Annotated in this window: 22 protein-coding genes; 11 read left to right on the top strand and 11 right to left on the bottom strand. The window is 65.9% G+C overall.

Annotated features, from left to right (window positions below):
• Positions 1–12 precede the first annotated feature (12 nt).
• Both EJ072_RS15775 and tsaD read right to left on the bottom strand, forming a co-directional pair.
• On the bottom strand, positions 13–1032 hold the full coding sequence (locus EJ072_RS15775; protein WP_126080495.1) for an NAD(P)H-dependent glycerol-3-phosphate dehydrogenase: 1020 nt from the start codon (positions 1030–1032) through the stop codon (positions 13–15).
• Positions 1029–2114, bottom strand: coding sequence for a tRNA (adenosine(37)-N6)-threonylcarbamoyltransferase complex transferase subunit TsaD (gene tsaD / locus EJ072_RS15780; RefSeq protein ID WP_189343361.1), 1086 nt, complete (start codon positions 2112–2114; stop codon positions 1029–1031). The genes EJ072_RS15775 and tsaD overlap by 4 nt, the downstream gene beginning before the upstream one ends.
• A gap of 212 nt (positions 2115–2326) precedes the next feature.
• On the opposite strand from tsaD, the gene hemC reads away from it, so the two are divergent.
• From hemC to EJ072_RS15810, 6 genes are all read left to right on the top strand, one after another.
• Complete coding sequence (gene hemC / locus EJ072_RS15785) at positions 2327–3250, top strand: hydroxymethylbilane synthase (protein ID WP_126080497.1); 924 nt, start codon at positions 2327–2329, stop codon at positions 3248–3250.
• Between the two features lies 1 nt (position 3251).
• On the top strand, positions 3252–3965 hold the full coding sequence (locus tag EJ072_RS15790) for a uroporphyrinogen-III synthase (RefSeq protein ID WP_126080498.1): 714 nt from the start codon (positions 3252–3254) through the stop codon (positions 3963–3965).
• A 105-nt stretch (positions 3966–4070) separates the two neighbouring features.
• Complete coding sequence (locus tag EJ072_RS15795) at positions 4071–5531, top strand: COG4223 family protein (protein ID WP_126080499.1); 1461 nt, start codon at positions 4071–4073, stop codon at positions 5529–5531.
• A 10-nt stretch (positions 5532–5541) separates the two neighbouring features.
• On the top strand, positions 5542–7110 hold the full coding sequence (locus EJ072_RS15800; RefSeq protein ID WP_126080500.1) for a heme biosynthesis protein HemY: 1569 nt from the start codon (positions 5542–5544) through the stop codon (positions 7108–7110).
• 33 nt (positions 7111–7143) lie between these two features.
• Positions 7144–7623 carry a TerB family tellurite resistance protein gene (locus EJ072_RS15805; protein WP_126080501.1) on the top strand — a complete coding sequence of 160 codons (480 nt, stop codon included), beginning with the start codon at positions 7144–7146 and terminating at the stop codon, positions 7621–7623.
• 18 nt (positions 7624–7641) lie between these two features.
• A complete protein-coding gene (locus EJ072_RS15810) occupies positions 7642–8358 on the top strand; it encodes a glutamine amidotransferase (RefSeq protein WP_126080502.1) in 717 nt (238 codons plus the stop codon).
• Between the two features lie 151 nt (positions 8359–8509).
• Here EJ072_RS15810 and EJ072_RS15815 read toward each other — a convergent pair whose 3' ends face one another.
• Complete coding sequence (locus tag EJ072_RS15815; protein ID WP_126080503.1) at positions 8510–8782, bottom strand: hypothetical protein; 273 nt, start codon at positions 8780–8782, stop codon at positions 8510–8512.
• Positions 8783–8943: 161 nt separating this feature from the next.
• Here EJ072_RS15815 and EJ072_RS15820 point away from each other — a divergent pair, with 161 nt between their 5' ends.
• The gene (locus EJ072_RS15820; RefSeq protein ID WP_126083651.1) at positions 8944–9177 is read left to right on the top strand and encodes a hypothetical protein; all 234 of its coding nucleotides are present in this window, start codon (positions 8944–8946) and stop codon (positions 9175–9177) included.
• Positions 9178–9262: 85 nt separating this feature from the next.
• On the opposite strand, the gene EJ072_RS15825 is transcribed toward EJ072_RS15820, so the two are convergent.
• The 7 genes from EJ072_RS15825 to EJ072_RS15855 all read right to left on the bottom strand — a co-directional run bounded on the left by EJ072_RS15825 (position 9263) and on the right by EJ072_RS15855 (position 18102).
• The gene (locus tag EJ072_RS15825; RefSeq protein WP_126080504.1) at positions 9263–10501 is read right to left on the bottom strand and encodes an MFS transporter; all 1239 of its coding nucleotides are present in this window, start codon (positions 10499–10501) and stop codon (positions 9263–9265) included.
• A 150-nt stretch (positions 10502–10651) separates the two neighbouring features.
• Positions 10652–11752, bottom strand: coding sequence for an aminotransferase class I/II-fold pyridoxal phosphate-dependent enzyme (locus EJ072_RS15830; RefSeq protein WP_126080505.1), 1101 nt, complete (start codon positions 11750–11752; stop codon positions 10652–10654).
• A gap of 107 nt (positions 11753–11859) precedes the next feature.
• Positions 11860–12318, bottom strand: a complete 459-nt coding sequence (locus tag EJ072_RS15835) for a MucR family transcriptional regulator (protein WP_126080506.1) — start codon at positions 12316–12318, stop codon at positions 11860–11862.
• A gap of 206 nt (positions 12319–12524) precedes the next feature.
• Complete coding sequence (locus EJ072_RS15840; RefSeq protein WP_126080507.1) at positions 12525–13229, bottom strand: ROK family protein; 705 nt, start codon at positions 13227–13229, stop codon at positions 12525–12527.
• Positions 13230–13247: 18 nt separating this feature from the next.
• On the bottom strand, positions 13248–14624 hold the full coding sequence (gene zwf / locus EJ072_RS15845; protein WP_126080508.1) for a glucose-6-phosphate dehydrogenase: 1377 nt from the start codon (positions 14622–14624) through the stop codon (positions 13248–13250).
• Positions 14625–14637: 13 nt separating this feature from the next.
• Positions 14638–15651 carry a phosphogluconate dehydrogenase (NAD(+)-dependent, decarboxylating) gene (gene gnd / locus EJ072_RS15850; protein WP_126080509.1) on the bottom strand — a complete coding sequence of 338 codons (1014 nt, stop codon included), beginning with the start codon at positions 15649–15651 and terminating at the stop codon, positions 14638–14640.
• Between the two features lie 33 nt (positions 15652–15684).
• A complete protein-coding gene (locus EJ072_RS15855; RefSeq protein WP_126080510.1) occupies positions 15685–18102 on the bottom strand; it encodes a glucan 1,4-alpha-glucosidase in 2418 nt (805 codons plus the stop codon).
• Positions 18103–18299: 197 nt separating this feature from the next.
• Here EJ072_RS15855 and EJ072_RS15860 point away from each other — a divergent pair, with 197 nt between their 5' ends.
• From EJ072_RS15860 to EJ072_RS15875, 4 genes are read left to right on the top strand one after another with little or no spacing between them, the layout of a single operon-like run.
• Complete coding sequence (locus EJ072_RS15860) at positions 18300–19313, top strand: ABC transporter substrate-binding protein (RefSeq protein ID WP_126080511.1); 1014 nt, start codon at positions 18300–18302, stop codon at positions 19311–19313.
• Positions 19314–19362: 49 nt separating this feature from the next.
• Positions 19363–20826, top strand: a complete 1464-nt coding sequence (locus tag EJ072_RS15865; RefSeq protein WP_126080512.1) for a sugar ABC transporter ATP-binding protein — start codon at positions 19363–19365, stop codon at positions 20824–20826.
• Between the two features lies 1 nt (position 20827).
• Complete coding sequence (locus EJ072_RS15870; RefSeq protein ID WP_189343312.1) at positions 20828–21805, top strand: ABC transporter permease; 978 nt, start codon at positions 20828–20830, stop codon at positions 21803–21805.
• 2 nt (positions 21806–21807) lie between these two features.
• Positions 21808–22755 (top strand): ABC transporter permease, encoded by a 948-nt coding sequence (locus EJ072_RS15875; protein WP_126080514.1) that lies wholly within the window; start codon positions 21808–21810, stop codon positions 22753–22755.
• 42 nt (positions 22756–22797) lie between these two features.
• Here the strand turns inward: EJ072_RS15875 and ppa are convergent, their stop codons facing one another.
• On the bottom strand, positions 22798–23331 hold the full coding sequence (ppa, locus tag EJ072_RS15880; protein ID WP_126063718.1) for an inorganic diphosphatase: 534 nt from the start codon (positions 23329–23331) through the stop codon (positions 22798–22800).
• Between the last annotated feature and the right edge of the window lie 112 nt (positions 23332–23443).

Genomic DNA, 23443 nt, shown 5'->3' on the forward strand with positions numbered 1-23443 from the left:
AACTCCGATGGTTCAGATGTCGGTTTCGGTCTTGAGCGGGCGTGTCATCAGCGCGGTCACGGCCTGGCCGATGGTGATCTTGCCGTCGAGGATGGCGGCGACGGCCGAAATGATCGGCGCCTCGATGCCGCGCTCGGCGGCGATGCGGGCGGCAATGCCCGCCGTCGGCACGCCTTCGGCAAGCGGCCGGCCGGCAAGCGGCTTGCCCTGGCCGAGCGCCAGGCCATAGGCGAAATTCCGCGACTGCGCCGAGGAGCAGGTGAGCAAGAGGTCGCCAAGGCCGGATAGCCCCATCAGCGTCTCCGGCCTGGCGCCGAAAGCCGCGCCGATGCGGCGCAGTTCGACGAAGCCGCGCGTCACCATGGCGGCTTGGGCGCTGGCGCCAAGGCCCGCGCCGGTGACAGCGCCCGCGGCGATGGCAAAGACGTTCTTCAGCGCGCCGCCGATCTCGACGCCGATCAGGTCGTCGCTGGAATAGCAGCGCAGATTCTCCGCCGAGAAGCGGGCGGCAAGCTCGGCCGCCAGTTCCGCCTCGCGGGCCGCGACCACGACGGCCGTCGGCAGGCCGCGTGCGACATCGCTGGCGAAGCTCGGGCCGGAAAGCGCTGCGACCGGATTTTTGGGCAGGCTTTCCTCGACAATCGTCGAGAGCAGCGCGCCGGTGTCGCGCTCGATGCCCTTGGCGCAGAGAACCAGCGGTATGCCAGTAGGAACGTGGTTGTTGGCTTGGGCCAGGACGGCACGCAGAGACTGCGCGGGCGTCACGGCGAGCACGCAGTCGGCACCGCCGAGCGCAGCCGCCATATCGCTGGTCGCCGCGATGCCGGGCGCGATGCTGATGCCGGGCAAATAGCGCGGATTCTCGCCGCGGGCGATGGCGGCGACGGTCTCAGTGTCGCGCGCATAGAGCCGCACATCATGGCCGGCGCGCAGCATGGCAAGGGCCAGCGCCGTGGCCCAGGCGCCGCCGCCCAGCACCGCGACGCGCCAGCCGCTGCCGGATTTCCTGCCGCTCGTTTCCTTGGCGCTCATGCCTTGGCCCCACGCCGGCCTGAGCCGACCAGGGGCGCGGACACGCTGTCGAGCGGCCAGCGCGAACGCGGCACGAAATCGGCGGTGTTCTCGTCGGCGATGCCGGCGCGCAGGCGTTCGATGCCGGCCCAGGCGATCATCGCCGCATTGTCGGTGCACAGTTTCTGCGGCGGCGCGACGAAGGCGAAGCCGGCTTGCGCGCAAAGCGCTTCAAGCGTCGCCTTGATCGTGCGGTTGGCCGCGACGCCGCCGGCGACGACCAGCGCCGGCTTTGCCTGATCGGGAAATTCCTGGCGGAAGCGGGCAAGCGCGCGGCCGACACGGTCGCCCAGCGCGTCGGCCACCGCGGCCTGGAACGAGGCGCAGATGTCGGCGACGTCCTGGTCGCTCAGCGGCGCAATCGCGGTCGCCGCCTGGCGCACCGCCGTCTTCAGGCCGGAGAAGGAGAAATCCGGCTGCGCCGAGCCTTTCATCGGGCGCGGGAAGGCGAAGCCGCCGGCGTCGCCTGTCGCCGCCGCCTTCTCGACATTCGGGCCGCCGGGATAGGGCAGGCCGAGCATCTTGGCCGTCTTGTCGAAGGCCTCGCCGAGCGCATCGTCGATCGTGGTCGCCCAGCGCTGGTAGTCGCCGACGCCGCGCACCGCGACGATCTGGGTGTGGCCGCCGGAGACGAGCAGCAGAAGGTAAGGGAAGTCCAGCCCGTCGGTCAGCCGCGCGGTCAGCGCGTGGCCCTCGAGGTGGTTGATGGCGATCAGCGGCTTGTTCGCGGCGGCGGCGATCGCCTTGGCCGTCATCAGGCCGACGATCAGCCCGCCGACAAGGCCGGGACCGGCGGTGGCGGCGATGGCGTCGACCTCGTCTAGCGAGACGGACGAGTCGGCGAGCGCCGCCTCGACGATGCCGTCCAGCGCCTCGACATGGGCGCGCGCGGCGATCTCCGGCACGACGCCGCCGAAGGCGGCATGCTCCTCGATTTGACTTAACACCACGTTGGACAGGATTTCGGGCGCGGCGCCGCCGTCCAGCGCCACAACGCTGGCCGCCGTCTCGTCGCAGCTCGTCTCAATGCCCAGAACGCGGATCAATTGGTCGCTAGCTCAAAGATTGTATCACCAGAGGTCTATCGATATTCAGGTGATGCCGGCCTGCAAATGACGGGTTCCTGCGCTTCCGGTGCTCACGTACTTCAAGTACGCTCCGCTCCGGTTCTCGGAACCCACCATTTTTCGGCTCGGCCTGACCTGAATCTCGACAGACCTCGGCCAAGGACGGGGGTTATCACGGACCGCGCGCCATGCAAACTTTGAAAATCGGAACACGCGGCAGCCCGCTGGCGCTGGCCCAGGCGCATGAGACGCGGGCGCGGCTGATGCAGGCGCACGGGCTGCCCGAGCAAGCCTTCGAAGTGATTGCGATCTCGACCAGCGGCGACCGCATCCAGGACCGGCCGCTCTCGGAAGCCGGCGGCAAGGGCCTGTTCACCAAGGAAATCGAGGAAGCGCTGCTCGACGGCCGCATCGACATCGCCGTGCATTCGTCGAAGGACATGCCGACGGTGCTGCCCGACGGGCTGGAGCTTGTCACCTTCCTGCCGCGCGAGGACGCGCGCGACGCTTTCATCGGCAAACGGGTGAAGCGGATCGCCGACCTGCCGCATGGCGCAGTGGTCGGTTCGTCGTCGCTCAGGCGCCAGGCGCTGCTTCGCCGTATGCGGCCGGATTTCGAGGTGGTGATCTTCCGCGGCAATGTGCAGACAAGGCTGCGCAAGCTCGACGAAGGCGTCGCCGAGGGCACCATCCTGGCCTATGCCGGGCTGAAGCGGCTCGGGCTCGAACATGTCGTCACCGACCTGATGTCGCTCGAGGATTTCCCGCCGGCGCCGGGGCAAGGCGCGATCGGCATCGAAACCCGTGTCGGCGACCGCGAGGTCGAAAAAATGCTGGCGGCGATCCATCATGTGCCGACCGGCCAGGCGCTCGCCTGCGAGCGCGCTTTCCTCGCCGCGCTCGACGGCTCCTGCCGCACGCCGATCGCCGGCCATGCGACGGTCGCAGGCGAAAAACTGTCCTTCGCCGGGCTGATCATCTCGCCCGATGGCTCGCAATCGCATGAGGTGCGGCTGGAAGGCGAGGCCGCGGACGCGGCGGAGATCGGGCTGAACGCCGCGCGGACGGTCCGCGCCAGGGCGGGCGCTGAATTCTTCGACGGCTGGGCCTGACATGGTCCGCGTCCTGGTGACGAGGCCGGAGCCCGGCGCGTCGCGCACGGCGCGACACCTCGAAGCCCTGGGATTTCAGCCTGTCCTGCTGCCGCTTACCGAGACGAGGGCATTGCCGGTCGAGTCGGCCATCGGCGCCGATGCCGTCGCGGTTGCGGTCACCAGCGCCAATGCGGTGCGCCATGCGCCAAAGCCGCTGGTCGCGTCGCTTGCGGAACTGCCATGCCACGCGGTCGGCAAACGGACGGCCGAGGCCTGCCGGGCGGTGGGATTTTTATCGGTCGCGGAAGGTCCGGGCGATGCCGAGGCGCTGGCCGACGCCATCGCCGGCGGCCTTGCCGGCAAGGCAATCGTCTATCTGTGCGGCCGCGTCCGCTTTCCGGTGTTCGAGCAGCGGCTGACGGCGGCCGGCGTGCATGTCCAGGCAATCGAGACCTACGACACGACAGGCGTCGACTATGGCGATGCCGATGTGGTCGCCCGCCTGTCGGGCCGGCCGGTCGAGGCCGCGCTGCTCTATTCAGCCAAGGCCAGCTTAGCGCTGGTCGGCCTGATGGCGCGGCCGACACTACGGTATCTCTTTGAAAAAACGCAGTTCCTGGCGCTCTCGACGCGCGTCGGCCAGCCGATGGAAGGCATTGCCGGCAGCAGGGTCCGCGTCGCATCCCAGCCTGAGGAAGAGGCGTTGCTCGCGCTTTTGTCGCAACCGCGCTAGGCCGCGTCATCACACCGCCCCTTTTCACCGCTTGGTGATGTGCTAGAGCATCCTGACGCTCTGGACCCTTCGATCCATTCCCAAGCCATTTTGCGGAGCCCAAGCATGGTCAAGACGCCGAAGATGCGACATTCGAAGACCCGGCGCGAGCCGGTGACCATCGAACTCGAGCCCGGCGCCGTCTCGCGAATCACCGACGAGGATGCCGCGAAGGCCAAGGCCGCACAGACCGACGAGGCGAAGGCGGAAGAGGCTGCGGCCGCTTCGCAGCCGGAGGCGCCGGAAGAGCCCATCCATGCCGAGCAGGCCGATATCGAGCCGTGGGAGCATAGCGACGCCGCCCAGGCAGCGGCCGGGGCCGGCAAGGACGAGCCCGAGGCGCCGTATCCAGGCGGCTCCGATGAGCCGAAGAGCCAGCCCCAGGGCTTCGACTACAATTTCGAGGACGCATCCGCTGCCGCTGCCGGCGCCCCGGCAGCGAAATCAAGCGAGATGCGAAGCGAGGCACGGGGTGAGGATCGCGCGCCGCAGCCGTCGAGGAGAACCGGCGTCAGCGCCATCGCAGCGGGGGTCATCGGCGGCGTGATCGCGCTTGCCGGCGCCGGCCTGCTGCAGGCGGTCGGCCTGCTTGGCGCGCCGGGATCGAACGGCGGATCGCTCGAAGGCGTCAATGGCGAGATCGCGTCGCTGAAAAGCGAGATCGCGGCGCTGAAGGAAAGCGGCGACAAGGGAGCCTCCGCCAAGGTCGAGGGTCTGTCCACGGCGATCGAGCAGGTCAAGTCCGATGTGGCGGCGTTGAAATCCTCGGCGGGGCAAGGCGGTGACAGTGCCGCGCTCAAGGCGCTCGGCGACAAGGTCGGCCAGATCGAGACCGCCGTTGCCGATCTGCAGAAGAACCGCAATGCGGCGCCCGTCGATCTCGGTCCGCTCAACGAGAAGATAGCCGGGCTCGACGCTCTGGTGAAATCGACCGGCGACGCGGCCAAGGCCGAGGATGGCCGGCTGGCGGCGCTGGAACAGTCCGTGTCGCAGCTTTCCGGCAAGGTCGAGGCGCAGGCCTCGCAGCCCAAGATCGCGCTGGCCATTGCCGCCTCGGCGCTGAAGTCGGCGCTCGACCGCGGCGCGCCCTTCGCGACCGAGCTCGACACCTTCGCGGCCATCGCGCCGGACGCGCCCGAGCTCGCGGCGCTGCGCTCCTATGCCGACAAGGGCGTGCCGACCCGCGCCACCATCGCGTCGGAGGCCGAAGCCGCCGCAAACGCCATGGTCGAGGCGGCAAAGCCTGTCGACCAGGATGCCGGTTTCTTCCAGAGCCTGGTGTCGAGCGCGGAATCGCTGGTCAAGGTGCGGCCGGTCGGCAGCGTTGAAGGCAACGGCGCGCCCGAAACCGTCGCCCGCATGGAAGTGGCGGTCAACCAGGGCGACTACGCCAAGGCGCTCAGCGAGTATGACACGCTGCCCGACGCCTCAAAGGCCGCCGGCGCCGACTTTGCCGGCAAACTGAAGGCGCGGCTGGAGGTCGAAAAGCAGCTCGAAGCGCTGATTGCCGGCGCGACGAAGGCGTGAGGACGACACGATGATCCGCCTTCTCGTTTTCCTCGCCGTCGTCTTCGCGCTGGGGCTGGGCTTTGCCTGGCTGGCCGACCGTCCGGGCGAGATGCTCGTCACCTTCAACGGCTACCAGTACCAGGTCACGCTGATGGTGGCGGCGGTGGCGATCGCCGGCGTGGTCGCCGCGGTGATGATCGTCTGGTGGCTGATCAAGTCGCTGTGGAACAGCCCCTATACGATCTCGCGCTATTTCCGCGTGCGCCGCCGCGACCGCGGCTACCAGGCGCTGTCGACCGGCATGATCGCGGCCGGCGCCGGCGACGGCGCGCTGGCGCGCAAGAAGACCAAGGAAGCGGCGAAGCTGATCAGCGCCGACCAGGAGCCGTTGATCAACCTGCTCGACGCACAGGCCTCGCTGCTCGAGGGCGATCATGAAGGCGCGCGCGAGAAATTCGAGCGCATGCTCGACGATCCCGAGATGCGGCTGCTCGGCCTGCGCGGGCTTTATCTCGAGGCCGAGCGGCTCGGCGACCGCAACGCCGCGCGCCACTATGCCGGCCGCGCGGCGGCGGTGGCGCCGCAGCTCGCCTGGGCGGCGGAGTCGACGCTGGAGGAACTGACCGAACGTGGCGACTGGGACGGCGCGCTGAAGCTGGTCGAGGCGCAGAAATCGACCAGGCAGATCGAACGCGATGCCGCCAACCGCCGTCGCGCCGTGCTGCTGACGGCCAAGGCGCAGGCGCTGGTCGACAGCGACCCGAACGCGGCCCGCACCGCGGCGCTCGAGGCCAACAAGCTGGCGCCCGATTTCGCGCCGGCCGCGGTGATCGCCGCCGATCTGGTTATCCGGCAAAACGACGTGCGCAAGGGCTCCAAGATCCTGGAAGCCGCCTGGAAGGCCGAGCCGCATCCCGACATTGCCGAGCTTTACACGCATGCGAGGCCGGGCGACGCCGTGCTCGACCGTCTCAACCGGGCAAAGAAGCTGCAGGAATTGAAGAAGAACCACGCCGAGTCGTCGATGGCCGTGGCGCGGGCGGCGCTCGACGCGCAGGACTTCGCCACCGCGCGGCGCGAGGCGGAGGCCGCGATCCGCATGGATCGCCGCGAGGGCGCCTATCTTCTGCTCGCCGATATCGAGGAAGCCGAGACCGGCGACCAAGGCAAGGTCAGGCAGCTGCTGTCCAAAGCCGTACGTGCGCCGCGCGATCCGGCCTGGGTGGCGGACGGCGTCATCTCCGAGCGCTGGGCGCCGGTGTCGCCGGTCACCGGCAAGCTCGACGCCTTCACCTGGCGCGCGCCGATGGAGCGGCTCGGCCAGTTGATCGACAGCGAGACGGACGCTGCGGTGCCGGCGATCGCAGCTGCGCCTCCGGCCGAACCCGCTGAAAAGGCGATCGACATTGTTGCCGACGCGCCCGCCGAGAAGCCGGCGCCGGCGAATGGCGGCGAGAAGGACGCGGCTGTTACGGAGGATGTCAGCGAAGCTCAAACCGCCAGGCGGGGTTCGGAATTGCCTCCTCTGCCCGACGATCCGGGTGTCGCGCCGGAAGAGGAAGCGGAAAAATCGCCGCGCCGGTTTCGTTTGTTCTGAGGCAGGGTTTTGGCGGGTAGGGAAAAGGTATCGATGTTCGAGCGCGTATTGGCCTTCCTGAGGGACCTACCGGGAGGCGGCGAGGCCAAGCCGAGCGCCGACGATCCGCGCGTCGCGGCTTCCGCGTTGCTCTACCATGTGATGAACGCCGACGGCGTGCGCCAGGACGTCGAATGGGAGCGCTTCAAGCAGATCCTGGCCGAGACCTATTCGGTGAGCGGCGAGGAGCTCGACGCGCTGGCCGCGGCCGGCGAGCGCGCCGACAATGAGGCGATCGACCTCTACGCCTTCACCAGCGTCTTGAAGCGCGATCTCGACGCCGAGGCGCGCAAGGCCTTCATCGGCCTGATGTGGGAAATCGTCTATGCCGACGGCGAGCTTGACGAGCTGGAGGACAACACCGTCTGGCGGGTCGCCGAGCTGATCGGCGTCGAGCGCCGTGACCGCATCGAGGCGCGCCGCAAGGCGGCGGCGCAGGTGCCCGGCGCGCGGGGCAAGTCGAGCGACGAATAACGGGACCCATCGCCTTCCATGCCACCCAGAGCGAGGCCGAGACCAAAAATCCTGATCGTGCTGCATCAGGAAACGTCGAGCCCCGGCCGCGTCGGCCATATGCTGCTGGAAGAAGGTTTCGACCTCGACATCCGCAGACCGCCATTGGGCGACGAATTGCCCTGCACGTTGGACGGCCATGCCGGCGCGGTGGTGTTCGGCGGGCCGATGAGCGCCAATGACGAGGACGAGTTCGTCCGCCGCGAGACCGACTGGCTGCAAATCCCGCTGAAGGAGAACCGGCCGTTCCTCGGCATCTGCCTCGGCGCGCAGATGCTCGCCAACCATCTCGGCGGCAAGGTCGAGGGCCATGGCGATGGGTTGGTCGAGATCGGCTGGTATCCGCTGAAGGCGACCGAGGCCGGCAAGCAGCTGCTGCACTGGCCGGAAATGGTCTACCAGTTCCACCGCGAGGGCTTTTCGCTGCCGAAGGAAGCGACGCTGCTGGCGACAGCGGAAACCTATCCCAACCAGGCGTTTCGTTACGGCGAGAACGCCTGGGGTATCCAGTTCCATGGCGAGCTGACCCGGATAATGATGCATCGCTGGGTGGTGCGCGGCGCGCATCGCTTCGAGCTCCCCGGCGCCCAGCCCGGCCGCGACCATCTCGGCGGCCGGCTGATCTGGGACATGCACCTCAAGCGCTGGCTGGGTGAGTTTTTGGGGCTGATTTTTGGCAGGCCGGCGGCGGGGTAAAGTCAACCGAATGTGCTTCGAACGGCTGTGCTCGACTCAAAAAACCGCCTCCGCCTTCAAGGATTTTGCTCGCTAGAGCGTTTCACCGTTTCACGGAAACGGCGAACCTCTCTATCTCTTTGTCTTGACGCAATTCCTGACGGAAAACCGCTCACACTTTTCCTGGAATTGCTTTAGTAACCTCCTGTATTTTCTCGAGGAGATTTTTGACGAGCAGCCGGTAGACGCGCGTGAGTTCGTCCGGCGACAATTCAACTCTGATGTCGTACTTGCCGGAATAGTTCGCCTGGAGATCAACGGTGCCGAACAGCGTCGTCGCGCCATCGCGAATGTCGGTGGCCACGATCATGTTCGCCAATGGCTGATCCAGCAGAATGACGCCTGGTTCTCCTGGATGATTGTGCGTTGTCGTGCGTATTTTCACAACGTAAACCTCCTGTCAGGTGAGAGCCCGCCTCGCCACATCAGCATCGGGCCCTGTCCAAGATAGAAGCCCTCCCCTCGAAACGCGAGGAACAAAAACGGATGGTATCGGTGCGGCCCCGAATCTGTGTTATTCGCCGCCCCATCAATCAAAAGGAAAATATTGTGAGCGAACTGACCTTGGCCGAGGCGACCGAAAACATCTATGCCTCACTCCGAGCGGACAATGCCGACCTCGATGCGCATATCGCAACCCTCAAGGCGGCACTGGCACGAGAGGGAAAGAAACAGGCGGTTTTCGATCCAACCAGGCTGGTGCAGAACAACCGCGCCGGGCGCAAGTTGATGCAGGCCTATTTTCGTCAGCGCGGCGTCAGCGTGAGCTTCTCGGAGTAGGTCTGCTCGCGACCCGTCTCGTTGACCGACGGCGCAGCCTGATCGGCTCCAGCGTCGGATTTGGCGGCTTAGATACAGGGCGCGATCACTCGCGGCTGTTCAAATGCCGCACCTGCCGCAGCGCCGGGAACAGCCAGGCCCACAGCCCCGCGACCGCGATGGCGCCGATGCCGCCGATCACCACGGCGGGAACGGTGCCGATCAGCGCCGCCATCGTGCCGGCGCGGAATTCGCCGACCTCGTTGGAGGCGCCGACGAAGACCTGGTTGACGGCGTTGACGCGGCCGCGCACCTCGTCGGGCGTCCAGAGCTGGATCAGCGTCTCGCGGATGTAGACGCTGAACATGTCGGTGGCGCCGAGGAGGGCAAGGGCTGCGATCGACAGCCAGGTGATGGTCGAGACGCCAAACAGCACGGTGAAGGCGCCGAACAAGGCGACGAAGCCCAGCATGATCTTGCCGGCATGGTCGCGGATCGGGTGACCGGCTAGCCAGACGGCGACACAGATCGCGCCGATGCCGGGCGCCGAGCGCAGCAGGCCGAGGCCCCAGGGGCCAAGCTGCAGGATGTCGCGTGCATAGACCGGCAGCAGCGCCGAGGCGCCCGACAGGAGCACGGCGAAGAGGTCGAGAGAGATCGCGCCGAGCACGATCTTCTCGCTCCAGATATAGCCGAAGCCGGCAAACAGCGTCTGCATCGTCGGCTTGTCGGTGGCCGTCTGCTGAGCGGGCTTCGGGATGGTGAAGATGAGCACCGCGGCGGCGAGCATCAATATGGCGGCGGTGGCGTAGGCGGCTTCCGCCGACACGCCGTAGAGCAGGCCGCCCGCGACCGGGCCGACGATGGTCGCCGTCTGCCAGGCCGACGAGTTCCAGGCGATGGCGTTGGCGAAATCCTCCTGCGGCACGAGATTGGCGAAGAGCGAGGACGAAGCCGGTCCGTAGAAGGCCCGCGCAATGCCGAACATCGCCAGCACGATGAAGATCGGCAGCGGGCCGTGAAGGCCACGCAGCGTCAGAAGCAGCAGGGCCAGCGCGCAGCCGGCCTCGACCAGCGTCGCCAGCGTCATGATCAGCCGGCGGCCGAAGCGGTCGGCGACCACCCCGGTGACCAGGACCAGAAGCAGCGAAGGCAGGAACTGGACGATGCCGACAATGCCGAGATCGAACGGGTCGCGGGTCAGGTCGTAGACCTGCCAGCCGACCGCGACGGACACGATCATCGTGGCGAAGGTGGTGAGGAAACGCGCCGTCCAGTAGCTGAGGAACGGGCGGTGCCGGAACGCGGCGTAACGCTGGTCTGGTGAGGTTGCTTCGGCTGTCATGATTCGAGGGCCCCGTTGCGACAATGGCCGGCGGGGCACTTCCACGATGGGCGCTGGTCCGGCCAGAACCCTTTAGCTCAGTTCGTCCTGCCATGCGCGCAAAAATCCGCGCTGGATCAAAGAAAATCGAATTTTTGCCCGGACGGCGATTCAGCTCCGCAACGCGGCGGAGATGGCGGCCAGCCCGCCGCGCAGCTCCGCTTCCGTCGGCCAGCCGAAGCCAAGGCGGAAGAAGCGCTTCGGCATCTCGAACCAGTGGCCGGGACCGACATAGGCGCCGTGCTCCTCCAGCAGCCGGGTGTAGAAGCGGTCGAGGTCGAAGCCCGCATCGATATTGAGCCGCGGGAACCCGACGACGCCGCCTTGCGGCCGCACCCAGTCGACCAGCGTCTCGCCGTCGATCCAGGCCTGCACGATGTCGCGGCGCCTTGCCATCTCCGGCAGCAGCGAGGCGAGGAAGGCGTCACGGCGTTCGAGCGTGGCGCGCGCGATCGCCTCGTCGATGACGCTGCCGCAGATGCCGATCTGCTCCTTGGCGGCGAGGAAGGTTTCCTGCAGTTGCGGATCGCGGGTCAGCAGCCAGCCGATGCGGATGCCCGGGATGCCGAAAGCCTTGGACAGGGAGCAGACGCTGATGGCGCTTGGGCTGAGCGAGGCCGCCGCCGGCAGGCGCTCGCCGTAGGAGAGATCGCGATAGGTCTCGTCGACCAGCAGGCGGCACTTGTGATGTTCGGCAAGCGCGATCAGCGCGTCGAGATCGGCGCGTGTCATCATCGTGCCGGTCGGGTTGTGCGGGCAGGTGACGCTGATCAGTTTCGTGTTCGGCCGCAGCTCCGCCTTCACGTGCTCGATGTCGATGGCAAAGCCCTGGTCGAAATCGAGATCGACATAGGAGATGGCGCAGCCGATCGCCTTCGGCGTCTCGATGTTGGTGGCGTAGTTCGGCCGGACGACGACAAGATGGTCAGCGGGCGACAGCAGCGCGGTGGCGATGATGAACAGCGCGCCGGCCGCGCCCGCCGTCACCAGCACATCGGCGTGGGAAAGGCCGTTGTCCTGCGCGGCGATCAGCGCGCGCAGGTCCTTGTCGCCGCGATGCTCGCCATAGAACAAGGTGAGGTTCGGCAGCGTCAGACCGATGTCGGAGAGTTTCTGGTCGGCGATCGAGCTTTCGGAGAGGTTGTAGCGGATGCGGTCGTAGCCGTATTCCTCCGGCGCTTCCTTCTCGATCAGCATCCTGGCGTAGTTCATGGCCGGTTCCCCCAATCCCCGGTAGCAACCAAGCCACAAAAGCGCGAAGCCTGCCAAGGTCGATTCCTCGGCAGGCTTCCTCAAATCATTGGTGCAGGCGCGCTATTTCAAGCGCTCGCCTTGGCCTTCCTGCCCCTGGCGGGCTTTGCCGGTTCCGGTTCCGCCTTGCGGCCGAGTCCGATCGATTTGGCCAGCTGCGAGCGCGAAGCCGCGTAGTTGGGAGCGACCATCGGATAGTCGACCGGCAAGCCCCATTTGGCGCGGTAGGCTTCGGGCGTCAGGCCGAAATGCACGCCGATATGGCGCTTCAGCGATTTGAACTTCTTCCCGTCCTCGAGGCAGATGATGTAGTCAGGCGTCACCGAGCGCCTGGGATTGACGGCGGGGGTCGGCGGGGGCGCCGCGGGTTCCGGCTGGCTGATCCCGCCGATCGACGAGGCGACGCTGGCGATCAGACCGCCCAGGTCCGAAGCGGGCAGGCGGTTTTTCGCGACATAGGCCGAAACGATGTGAGCGGTGAGCTCGAGCAGATCGACTTCCTTGGCTGTGCTGGTGTCTTCGTCCACGTAGTCCCTCCATTTCCTACCGCAAGGCCGCGAAACCGATCCGGCTTTCGCGGTGTGTAATCTCAAAGCGCTGCCAGCGTTGTTGGCGAATTCGAAAGCCGCAGGGGCCGCAGGCCGGCGAATTCCTAGTCGGCAAATCTGCGCGACGCAACGTTTGTCGCATCAATACACGCTGTTTTGAACAATTATACTGAAATGTAACTATATCAGACGATCAGCGCCTTGTCGCACCATAGACGAAATCCACCCTCGAAAGCGCGAGTGTTGTCGCCGCGCCGGGATTTTTCAGGCAATTCATCGAGCTTGTCGACATTGCCGCCGCCGATCACGACATAGTCCGGCTGCAAGGCGGCCCGAAGCCTGCCCACGACGTCGAAAACGTATTTGCGCCACTTCTTCTTCCCGTGCTTCACCAGGCCGCGCTCGCCGACATAATCCTCGAAAGTCGCGCCCTTCTTGTAAGGCAGATGGGCAAGCTCCATCGGCTGGCCGACATTCCTGATGATCATGGCGGCGCCCAGGCCCGTGCCGAGGCCGAGGAACAGCATGCGGCCTCCGTCATAGCTGCCGATCGCCTGCATCAAGGCGTCGTTGACGAGTTTCACCGGCTTGCCGAAGGAGGCGGTGAAATCATAGCCGTCCCAGCCCTTGCCGAGATTGAAGGGATCGAGCGAGGGCTTGTTGTCCCTTACAGGGCCGGGAAAGCCCATCGAGATCAAGTCGTAGGTCAGGCCCTCCGCCAGTTTCCCGACCGAAGCGACGACCTGGTCGGGGGTCAGGCTCGGGCCGGACGGAAAGCGGCGCATCTCGCCGCCGGCGCTGGTGAGGATCTTCACATGCGAGCCGCCGACATCGATGCTGAGCACGATCGGATCGCTGCCCTTCGCGGCGGTCTTTGCTGCCTTCGCCATCTCCCTCCTCCCCGGAAATTATCTGGTCGGATTGATCCAGCCATCGGGCGGGCCGAAACCTTTCATGGCATCGGCCGGCCCCCAGGTCTTGGGCGCATAGATCGCCGGCGGCGTTGTGTCGCCGAGCACCGGGCCGACGATGCGCCAGGCAAGCTCGGCGGCGTCCTGGCGCGTGAACAGCTGGCCATTGCCGTTCATGGCGTCGCCGATCAGCCTTTCGTAAGGCGGCATGTCGCCCTTGGAGTCGTCGAGCGCGGTGAGCTCCACCTGCTCGCCGATCATGTCGTCGCCGGCCCTCTTGCGCTGCGCGCCGATCGAGATCGCCACCTGCGGGTCGATGCGGAAGCGCACGTAATTGGCGTCGTCCGGCTTGATCGGATCGAAGACGTCGAGCGGCGGCCGCTTCAGCCGCACGATCACCTCGGTGGCGTGCACCGGCATGTTCTTGCCGGCGCGGATGAAGAAGGGCACGTCGCGCCAGCGCCAGGTGTCGACGAAGAAGCGCACCGCGGCGAAGGTCTCGACCGGCGAGTTGGGCCTGACGCCCGGCTCGGCCAGATAGCCGTCGAACTGGCCGCGCACGACGTCGTCCCTGGTCAGCGTGCGGATCGCGCGCAGCACCTGCACCTTCTCGTCGATCAGGTCGTCGGCCGAGCGGCCGACCGGCGGCTCCATGGCGAGCAGAAGCAGGATGTTGAGCAAATGGTTCTCGATCACGTCGCGGATGCAGCCGACATCGTCATAGAATTTGCCGCGGCCCTCGATGCCGAAATCCTCGGCCATGGTGATCTGCACGCTCTCGACGAAGTTGCGGTTCCAGATCGGCTCGAGGAAGGAGTTGGCGAAGCGGAAATAGAGCAGGTTCTGGATCGCCTCCTTGCCAAGATAGTGGTCGATGCGGAAGATCGACTGCTCGTCGAACACCAGATGCAGCACCCGGTTCAGCCAGCGCGCCGACTGCAGATCGTGGCCGAAGGGTTTTTCGATCATCAGCCGCGCGCCGCGCGCGGTGCCGGACTGCTCCAACCCCTGCACGACGGTCTCGAACATCGTCGGCGGCACGGCCATATAGTGCAGCGGGTGTTGCGCCGGACCCAGCGCCGTCCTCAGCTTCTCGAAGGTGGCGCCGTCGCGGTAGTCGCCGCTGACATAGCGCAGCTGCGAGGCGAGCTTGGCAAAGACCATGTCGTCGATGCCGCCCAGCGCGGTGACGATGCCGTCGCGGGCGCGGTCGACCAGCTTGGGCAGCTCCCAAGGGTCGAAGGCAACGCCGATCACCGGCTCGGCCAACGTTCCCTTGGCGACCATCTGGTAGAGCGCCGGGAATATTTTCTTGTGCGCAAGGTCGCCGGTCGCTCCGAAAAGCACCAGCGTGTCGGACCTCTCCTGGCTCATGCCGTCTCTCCCCTCACGCGCCGGTCTTGGGCTTTTCGACATGGCCGCCGAAGGCATAGCGCATGGCGGACAGGAGCTTGTCGGCGAATTGCGATTCGCCTTGCGAGGAGAAGCGGTCGAACAGCGCCGAGGACAGAACCGGGGCCGGGACGCCGGTGTCGATCGCCGCCTTCAGCGTCCAGCGTCCCTCGCCGGAGTCGGAGACGCGACCGCCGAACTGGGCGAGCGCCGGATCGCTCTTCAGCGCGCCGGCGGTGAGATCGAGCAGCCAGGAACCGATGACGCTGCCATGCCGCCAGACTTCGGCGACCTGGGGCAGGTCGATATCGAACTGGTAGTACTGCGGGTTTTCGAGCGGGCTCGTCTCTGCATCGGCGGTGCGCTGCCTTTTGCCGGCATTGGCCGATTTCAGGATGTTCATGCCCTCGGCATAGGCGGCCATGACGCCATATTCGATGCCGTTATGCACCATCTTGACGAAGTGGCCGGCGCCGCTGGGGCCGCAATGCAGATAGCCGAAAGCCGCCGTTCCATCGGCCTTCGAAGGATTGGCGCCCGCGTCGGCGCCCGGCGCCAGCGTGGCGAAGACCGAATCGAGATGCTTCACCGCGTCGTCCGGGCCGCCGATCATCAGGCAGTAGCCGCGTTCAAGGCCCCAGACGCCGCCGCTGGTGCCGACATCGACGAAGTTGATGCCCTTCACCGCCAGCTTTGCCGCTAGGTCGACGGCATCGTGGTAGTAGGAATTGCCGCCATCGATGATGATGTCGCCCGGCTCCATCAGCGCCGCCACCTGGTCGACGATCCTGCCGGTGATCGCGGCCGGAAGCATCAGCCAGGCGCAGCGCGGCTTGGCGAGCTTGCCGACGAACTCTTCCAGCGAGGCGGCGCCCACGGCGCCGTCCTTGACCATGCCGGCGACGCTTGCCGAATTGATATCGTAGACGACGCATTCATGGCCGTCGCGCATCAGACGCCGCACCATATTGGCGCCCATCCTGCCCAGCCCCATCATTCCGATCTGCATGGTTTCATCCCGATTGCTTGAGGAAAGAAGAATTCACTGGCCGTTTGGTTGGTCGATCGCGACGGTGAAGTCGACATTCTCCCAACGCATCGCTTCCGGCCAGAAAAAAGTGAAGACGATGGTGGTTCCCGGTTGCAGGCGGTTAACGGGCAAATCCACCAGATGGATGCCGAACGCATTTTCGACCGTCCTGCTGTCCTGCACCGTCAGCCATTTGTCGCTGCTCCAATGGACGACGCCAGGCGCCGACAATTCGACGCGCAACAGCTTGCCGGCGGGGATGGAGCGGATCTTGTTGTTGAAGCGCCATGTCCGCAGCGGCGAGACCGTCTTGCCCTTGATGTAGCGTTCGACGCCCTGCGGCGGCAGGTCGAAGACGGCGCCGTCGCGCAGCGAGCGCAATAGCTTGATGTGCTCGGCATGCGCCCAGACCAGCGGCATGGCGCTACCGGACGGCTTGCCCAGCCACAGCTCGCGGTCAGGCATGTCGGGGCGATCCCAGACCTGTTCGGGCAGAAGGCCGCCCACGCCCGCCGAGCGTTCGAAACTCTCCAGCAACTGCGCCGCCTTGTCCTTGCGGCCGGCGGCCAGCTCGTAATGGGCGCGCTCGCCGGCAAGCAACGGCCATGGCCGTCCCTGGCCGGTGCCGTCGAAGGGCGCGCCGTCCTCATGCTCGCCATAGCCGTCGCCGCTATAGCGGTACCAGAGCGGCCCTTGCGGCAGGTCGCAGCGCAGCTCGGCGTCGATCGCCTTGACGGTGTTCAGGATGCGCGGGTCGTCCGCGGCTCTGAGGCCGAAACGCACCAGCGCCAAAGCGTCCGGGCTGATGATGGCTTCCGCCGGCTCGTCGGTATCGGCCGGCGGCCGGTTCTTGATCGGCACGAAGCCGTCCTTCGGCGAGGCGGCGCCGCCATCGTCGGGCGGGGCGATGCGGACATAGTAGCCTTCGACACCCGCTTTGGCGCCCGCCTCCGTGCCGGTCACATAGGTCCAGCGCTCGATCTGGTCGTTCCAGCAATCGGCGGTCTGGCGCAGATAGTTTGCCGGCTCATTTTTTCCGCAGGCATCGAGCATGTCGGCGGCGGCGAGCAGCCCCGCTATCTCGACAGCCAGGGTGAACGGGCTGTAGCCGGCATCCTCCTCCCAGCGGTCCTCGCCGGTGACCGGGCCGTTGCGCACGACATAGGCGGCCGCATTCTCGATCATGGCCAGGAAGTCGGCGAGTTTCGGCTTCGGCAGATGGCCGGCGCGGCGCAGAGCGTCGGCGAGCAGCAGCGGAAAGGCGCATTCGTCCATCTGGATGCCCGGCCAATAGGCGGTGCCGTCGGACCAGACATTCTGCGGCCAGTGGCCGTCCGGTTGCTGGATCGAGCGCAGATAGGCGAGGATCTGCAGCGCCTGCCTGCCGTCGCTGGCGGCAAGGAAGCCGCCCGCCGTCTCGACCAGGTCGCGCGGCCAGATGAGGTGGTAGCCGCCGAGGTCGTCGTCGCCCTTGTTAAAGCCCCAGGGGATCGACAGGCTGGCGACGGCGGCGCCGGGCCTGGCGATCGACAGATGTGTCGCCAGCACCGCCGTGCTGGCGCGATAGGTGTTCAAACCGGAGGCGCCGTCACGGTCGAGTTTTTCCAACCTTGCCTGGAATGTCCGCCAATTGTCGACATAGGTTTCCGCGGCCGGCTCGAAACCCTGTTTCAGGCTCGCAAGCGCAAGGTCGGCGGCTTCCTCCGGCGAAGCGCCGAAGCCGAGCGCCAGCAGCGCAACCGTCTTGCCGGCCGAAAAGCCGATCTCGCCGGTGAGCGCGACATTGCCGTCTTCCGCCGTATGACAGGAAGGATCGAGCGCGCAGCTGTCGTGCAGTTGCCGCCAGCCGTCGGAAAAGCCGACATAGCCGGCCGAGCAGGCGCCCCAGGGCAAGGATGAAGCAAGCGCCAGCGAGACGCCGCGACCGGTGGCGAACAGAAGACGCTCCCCCTTATGCTCGCCGATCCAGGCGGTGTTGCCCATGCCGGCATTGACGAGATGCGGCGCGAGCAGCGCGTAGACGCGATAGTCGGCGGCCTGGCCCTTGATCGCGGTCAAACTTGTTTCCTGGAGCAGGACAGGTCGTTTCGAATCCGTAACGATTCGCTTCTCGATTTTGTACGCGCCGTCGGATGCGGTGTTGGTCAGTCGGTAGCCAGGCACCCCGTCCTCGAACGGTTCGACGGCATGGGCCGCATCGCGCTTCTCTTCGGAAAAATAGCCGTCCGGACCGGTGACGATCAGCCCCAGGTCGCGCGTGCAGGCGCTTTCGAGGCGCGGATAGTAAATCTCATTCAGGATGCCGTGACTGGTGGTGAACCAGAGCGGGCTCCTTGCCGAAAGGGCGGTGCCGACGCCGCTCTTGGCGCTTGATGTCCAGCGCGCCGGAATCCCGGGCGCGCCTTTGGCAACGGTCGGCGTTACTGCCATCCAAACCTCTCTTCTGCCGCGTTCCTAGACCATCAGCGGGAGGCTTTTCAATCGTCGCACCGCAAGTTGATCGGTTGCCCATCAAGCTTTGCCGTTGACAGCTTGCAGTTCCTCGAAATTTGTCTGACAATAGATAAAAAACAGGCGCTACACGTCACGGCCATTCGTCAAGATCAGCAACCTCGGGAGGAACCGACATGAAGAAACTGCTCGTATTGAGTGCGTTCGCGGCGATGCTCGCCTCGGGCACCGCGCTTGCCGACACCAGCGGCAAGAAGATCGCCTTTTCCAACAATTACGCCGGCAATTCGTGGCGCCAGGCGATGCTCGACAGCTACGGCATCGTCACCAAGAAGGCGGTCGAGGACAAGTTCGTCGCCGCGGCGGATGTCTTCACCACCGCCGACAAGGAGGTGCCGACCCAGGCGGCGCAGGTGCAGAACCTGATCCTGCAGGGCTATGACGCCATCGTCATCAACGCTGCCTCGCCCGACGCGCTGAACGGCGCCATCAAGCAGGCCTGCGATGCCAACATCGTCGTCGTCTCCTTTGACGGCATCGTGACCGAGCCTTGCGCCTATCGGGTCGTCGTCGACTTCAAGGACATGGGCAAGCAGGAAGTCGAGCAGATGGCCAAGTTCCAGCCCAAGGGCGGCAATCTGCTGGAAATCCGCGGTCTGGCCGGCACCTCGATCGACGACGCCATCCATGCAGGCATCCTCGAGGGCGTAGCCGCTCATCCCGAGTTCAAGATCGTCGGCTCCGTGACCGGCGACTGGGACCAGACGACGGCGCAGAAAGCGGTGGCGACCATCCTGCCTTCGCTCCCCGACGTCGTCGGCATCGTCGACCAGGGTGGCGACGGCTATGGCGCGGCGCAAGCCTTCGCAGCCGCCAACAAGCCGCGCCCGACCATCATCATGGGCAACCGCCAGGACGAGCTAAAGTGGTGGAAGGAGCAGAAGGAGAAGGACGGCTACAAGACCTGGTCGGCCTCGATCGCGCCCGGCGTGTCGACGCTGGCCTTCTGGGTGGCGCAGCAGGTGCTCGACGGACGCAAGGACATTCCGCACGACCTCCTGGTGCCCTATCTCGCTTTCACCCAGGATGATTTCGAGGCCGCGCTGCCGAAGATCAAGGAAGGCGGCGTCGCCACGCACGAATACACGCAGGAAGAGGCTATCGCGGCGATCAAGGCCAACATCAAGTAACAGCGGTGGGTGCATTGCCGTCCGCATCGCCAGCCGGGTATCGTTGAGCATGCTCAAGGCAAACACCGACATTGTCAGGCTGAACGGCGCCGAAAAGCATTTCGGCGCCGTTCGGGCTCTTAACGGCGTCGACTTCCATGTCGGCGCCGGCGAATGCGTCGGGCTGGTCGGGCATAACGGCGCCGGCAAGTCGACGCTCATGCATATGGTGGCCGGCACGCTGCGGCCGGATGGCGGACAGATCGCGGTGCGCGGCGACGAAGAGGCCAGCTATTCCGTGGCGCGCGCGCTGGAACTCGGCATCCGCTGCGTGTTCCAGGAACTGTCGCTCTGCCCCAACCTCAGCATCGCCGAGAACACGCGTATCAATCATCCCTCGCTCGCCGGTTTCGGCTGGCGGCGCAGGGCGGCCGATCTCATCCGCGCCAAGCTCGACGAGATTTTCCCGGATCATGGCATTTCGGCGGACGACATTGCCGGCGACCTCTCGATCGGAAGGCGGCAGATGGTCGAGGTGGCGCGCGCCTTCACGCTGACCCGCGAGCCGCTGCATCTGGTCATCCTCGACGAACCGACCTCGTCGCTCGACGCGCACACCGCAGGCCAGTTGCTTTCCTTCGTTCGCCGCTTCGTCGAGCAGGGCGGCAGCTGCATCCTGATCTCGCATGTGCTGGGCGAGGTGCTGCAGAACGCCGACCGCATCGTGGTGATGCGCGACGGCAAGGTGGTCGCGGCCGATGCCGCCGATGCCTTCGACCGCGACAAGCTCGTCGCCGCCATGGGTGGCGCCGAAGGGCATCAGAAGGCCGCCGCCGAGGTCCGCAAGACCGAGCCTGGCGCGCTCAAGGTGCGGGCGCGCCCGGCGAGGCAGCAGGACGGCAAGGAGCTTGTCGCCCGGGCCGGCGAGATCATCGGCCTCGCCGGGCTTGCCGGCCATGGCCAGACCGACCTTTTGCTGGCGATCTTCTCGGCGGCCGCCCGCGCCAGGACTGGCATCGAGGTGACGGCGCCCGTGGCGCTGGTCGCGGGCGACCGCCAATCGGACGGCATCTTTTCGCAATGGTCGATCGCGCAGAATATCGGCATCCGCTCGCTGGCCAAGCTGCGCAACGGCCTGCTGATCTCGCCGCAGCGCGAGGCGGAGCTCGCCGAATTCTGGAAGAAGAAGATCGGCATCCGCACGCCGGACATGAACAACAACATCTATTCGCTGTCGGGCGGCAACCAGCAGAAGGCGCTGTTTGCCCGCGCGCTCGGCTCCGACGCCGAGATCGTGCTGATGGACGACCCGATGCGCGGCGTCGATATCGGCACCAAGCTGGAAGTCTACGACCTCGTGCGCGAGGAAGCCGCCAAGGGCCGCACCTTCCTCTGGTACACGACCGAGACCGAAGAGCTCGACAATTGCGACCATGTCTATGTCTTCAAGAACGGTCGCATCGTCGCCAATCTCGGCCGCGACGAGCTGACGGAGGAGAAGATCATCCAGTCCTCGTTCGGCGATGCGGCCTGACATGACCGCGATCGCTCCCGGCACGACCCCAAGATCCTCGCCACGCGGCAGCGCCGCCAGGGCGCGCCTGCTGCGCGGCCTTTTGCCGGCCTTGTCGCTGGCGCTGGTGCTGATGGCGATCGCCTGGCTCAACCCGCGCGCCATCAGCTATTTCGGCTTCAACCTGATGCTTAATCTGGCGATCCCGATCGCGCTGGCGACGATCGCGCAGATGTTCGTCATTGCCGGCAACGAGCTGGATCTCTCGATTGGCACATTCGTCGGTTTCGTCGGCTGCGTCACCGCGACCTGGCTGCGGGACGCGCCGCTCATCGGCATTGTCGTGCTGCTCGGCTCGATCGGCGTTTATGCCTTGCTCGGCGCGCTCATTTACCTGCGCAATCTGCCGTCGATCGTGGTGACGCTCGGCATGAGCTTCGTCTGGCAGGGGCTTGCCATCCTCGTCCTGCCCAAGCCCGGCGGCAAGGCGCCGGACTGGCTGCTTTCGATCATGTCCTTCAAGCCACCTTATATCCCGTTCCCGATCCTCGCCGCGCTGATCATCGCCGCAGTCGTGCATTTCGGCCTGATGCGCACCTCCTATGGTGTCATCCTGCGCGGCTCCGGCGGCAATGCCGCGGCGCTGAGGCGCGCCGGCTGGTCGCTGCTCAAGACAAAGATCGTGCTGTTCGCGCTGACCGGCGTGTTCGGCGTTCTGTCGGGCATGGCGCTGATCGGCATCACTACGTCGGCCGACGCCAATATCGGCAATGGCTACACGCTGCTCTCGATCGCCGGCGTCATCCTCGGCGGCGGCGAGTTCGTGGGCGGCCGCGTGTCGCCGATCGGGGCGGTGCTCGGCGCTTTGACGCTGGCGCTCGCGGCCTCGCCGCTTTTGACCTTCATGCACATCCCGCCCGACTGGCAGGTCGCCGCCAATGGCGCGATCCTGATCATCGTGCTGGCGGCGCGCGTGCTGATCAGCCGCAGGGAGCGGTAGCGATGACCTCGGTGCGGATGCTGCTTGAAAAACCCTGGATCTGGTCCTTCGCCGGCGCGCTCGTCGTCTGGCTGGCGACCGTCGCCTTCACCGGCGGCTATGGCGCCGGCGGCATGGTCACGGCGGCGCTGTCGCTCGCCGTGTTCACCGTCATCGTCGGCGTCGGCCAGATGTTCGTCATCACGCTGGGACCCGGCAATGTCGACCTGTCGCTGCCGGCCAATATCGGCCTGGCCAGCGCGGTCGCCATGAAGGTGATGGGCGGCAGCGATTCGATGATCGTCGTCGGGCTGCTTGCCGCACTTGCCTGCGGGGCGGCGATCGGTGTCATCAACTATCTCTTGATCTGGGCGCTGCGCATCCCGCCGATCATCGCGACGCTGTCAGCGAGCTTCATCATCCAGTCGGTCGACATCAGCTACGGCCGCGGCCTGCAGATCAAGCCGCCGCCGGGCTTCGCCGACTTCACAAATTGGCAGGTGCTGGGCATACCCGTGCTGGCGATGCTGACTGTGCTGTTCACGATCGGCGCCGCACTTGCGCTGCAGCGCATGATCTACGGCCGCTCGGTGCTGGCGATCGGCCAGAACATCCGCGCCGCCTGGTTGGCCGGCGTCCATGTCGGCCGCATCCGCTTCCTCACCTACACGCTGTGCGGGGCGCTGGGCGGCATCGACGGGGCGCTGCTCGCCGGTTACTTCCGCGGCGCCAATGTCGATATCGGCAACGAATACCTGCTCGCCTCGATCGCGGTCGTCGTCATCGGCGGCACCTCGGTCGCCGGCGGCAAGGCGAACGTGCCGGGCGTCTGGGGCGCCGGCCTGTTCCTGGTGCTGCTGCTCACCATGCTCAACACATTCGGCGTCAGCGCCGGCGTGCGGCTGGTGCTGACCGGGCTGATCATCGTCGGGGTGATCACCGCGGCCGGCGGCGAGAAGGCCGTGCGGTAACAGCTTCCGCCGGCCATCTCCCGATGAGGCAAGCGGTTCGCGCTATTTCGCTGCCTTTGCCCGCGCGATCGCGTCGACGATCATCTTCTTGGCGTATTTGGAATCGTGCCAGCCCTCGATCTTGACCCATTTGCCGGGCTCGAGATCCTTGTAGTGCTCGAAGAAGTGCTGCACCTGCTGTCGCGTGATTTCCGGCAGATGCGTGTATTCGGTGACGTTCTCGTAGCGCAGCGTCAGCTTGGGCGAGGGGACGGCGATCACCTTCTCGTCCTGGCCGGCATTGTCTTCCATGATCAGCACACCGATCGGCCGCACATTGATGACGCAGCCCGGCACCAGCGCGCGGGTGTTGCAGACCAGAACATCGATCGGGTCGCCGTCGCCCGACAGTGTGTGCGGCACAAAGCCGTAATTGCCGGGATAGCGCATGGAGGTGTGCAGGAAGCGGTCGACGAACAAGGTGCCGGCCTCCTTGTCCATCTCGTATTTGATCGGCTCGCCGCCGATCGGCACCTCGATGATGACGTTGATGTCGTCGGGCGGGTTCTTCCCGATCGGCACGGCTTCGATACGCATGGCTAAATCCCTCTTTCGATTGAAAAGACCGATAGCGGGGGACGCGTCATGGTGCAATGCGGCGATTGGTGCTGAATGCTAATGAAAGCGCACAGTTTGTGATGGGCTGTAA

Origin of the sequence: Mesorhizobium sp. M2A.F.Ca.ET.046.03.2.1, from assembly GCF_003952425.1 — a bacterium.
Taxonomy (GTDB): domain Bacteria; phylum Pseudomonadota; class Alphaproteobacteria; order Rhizobiales; family Rhizobiaceae; genus Mesorhizobium.

What these genes read in the sequence shown, in the direction of transcription:
- EJ072_RS15875 (WP_126080514.1), top strand. Translation starts at nt 21,808, where the DNA reads ATGACCTCGGTGCGGATGCTGCTTGAAAAACCCTGGATCTGGTCCTTC.
- hemC (WP_126080497.1), top strand. Translation starts at nt 2,327, where the DNA reads ATGCAAACTTTGAAAATCGGAACACGCGGCAGCCCGCTGGCGCTGGCC.
- EJ072_RS15860 (WP_126080511.1), top strand. Translation starts at nt 18,300, where the DNA reads ATGAAGAAACTGCTCGTATTGAGTGCGTTCGCGGCGATGCTCGCCTCG.
- ppa (WP_126063718.1), bottom strand. Translation starts at nt 23,331, where the DNA reads ATGCGTATCGAAGCCGTGCCGATCGGGAAGAACCCGCCCGACGACATC.
- EJ072_RS15840 (WP_126080507.1), bottom strand. Translation starts at nt 13,229, where the DNA reads ATGGCGAAGGCAGCAAAGACCGCCGCGAAGGGCAGCGATCCGATCGTG.
- EJ072_RS15870 (WP_189343312.1), top strand. Translation starts at nt 20,828, where the DNA reads ATGACCGCGATCGCTCCCGGCACGACCCCAAGATCCTCGCCACGCGGC.
- EJ072_RS15790 (WP_126080498.1), top strand. Translation starts at nt 3,252, where the DNA reads ATGGTCCGCGTCCTGGTGACGAGGCCGGAGCCCGGCGCGTCGCGCACG.
- EJ072_RS15830 (WP_126080505.1), bottom strand. Translation starts at nt 11,752, where the DNA reads ATGAACTACGCCAGGATGCTGATCGAGAAGGAAGCGCCGGAGGAATAC.
- EJ072_RS15825 (WP_126080504.1), bottom strand. Translation starts at nt 10,501, where the DNA reads ATGACAGCCGAAGCAACCTCACCAGACCAGCGTTACGCCGCGTTCCGG.
- EJ072_RS15855 (WP_126080510.1), bottom strand. Translation starts at nt 18,102, where the DNA reads ATGGCAGTAACGCCGACCGTTGCCAAAGGCGCGCCCGGGATTCCGGCG.
- zwf (WP_126080508.1), bottom strand. Translation starts at nt 14,624, where the DNA reads ATGAGCCAGGAGAGGTCCGACACGCTGGTGCTTTTCGGAGCGACCGGC.
- EJ072_RS15865 (WP_126080512.1), top strand. Translation starts at nt 19,363, where the DNA reads ATGCTCAAGGCAAACACCGACATTGTCAGGCTGAACGGCGCCGAAAAG.
- EJ072_RS15800 (WP_126080500.1), top strand. Translation starts at nt 5,542, where the DNA reads ATGATCCGCCTTCTCGTTTTCCTCGCCGTCGTCTTCGCGCTGGGGCTG.
- EJ072_RS15775 (WP_126080495.1), bottom strand. Translation starts at nt 1,032, where the DNA reads ATGAGCGCCAAGGAAACGAGCGGCAGGAAATCCGGCAGCGGCTGGCGC.
- gnd (WP_126080509.1), bottom strand. Translation starts at nt 15,651, where the DNA reads ATGCAGATCGGAATGATGGGGCTGGGCAGGATGGGCGCCAATATGGTG.
- EJ072_RS15805 (WP_126080501.1), top strand. Translation starts at nt 7,144, where the DNA reads ATGTTCGAGCGCGTATTGGCCTTCCTGAGGGACCTACCGGGAGGCGGC.
- EJ072_RS15810 (WP_126080502.1), top strand. Translation starts at nt 7,642, where the DNA reads ATGCCACCCAGAGCGAGGCCGAGACCAAAAATCCTGATCGTGCTGCAT.
- EJ072_RS15795 (WP_126080499.1), top strand. Translation starts at nt 4,071, where the DNA reads ATGGTCAAGACGCCGAAGATGCGACATTCGAAGACCCGGCGCGAGCCG.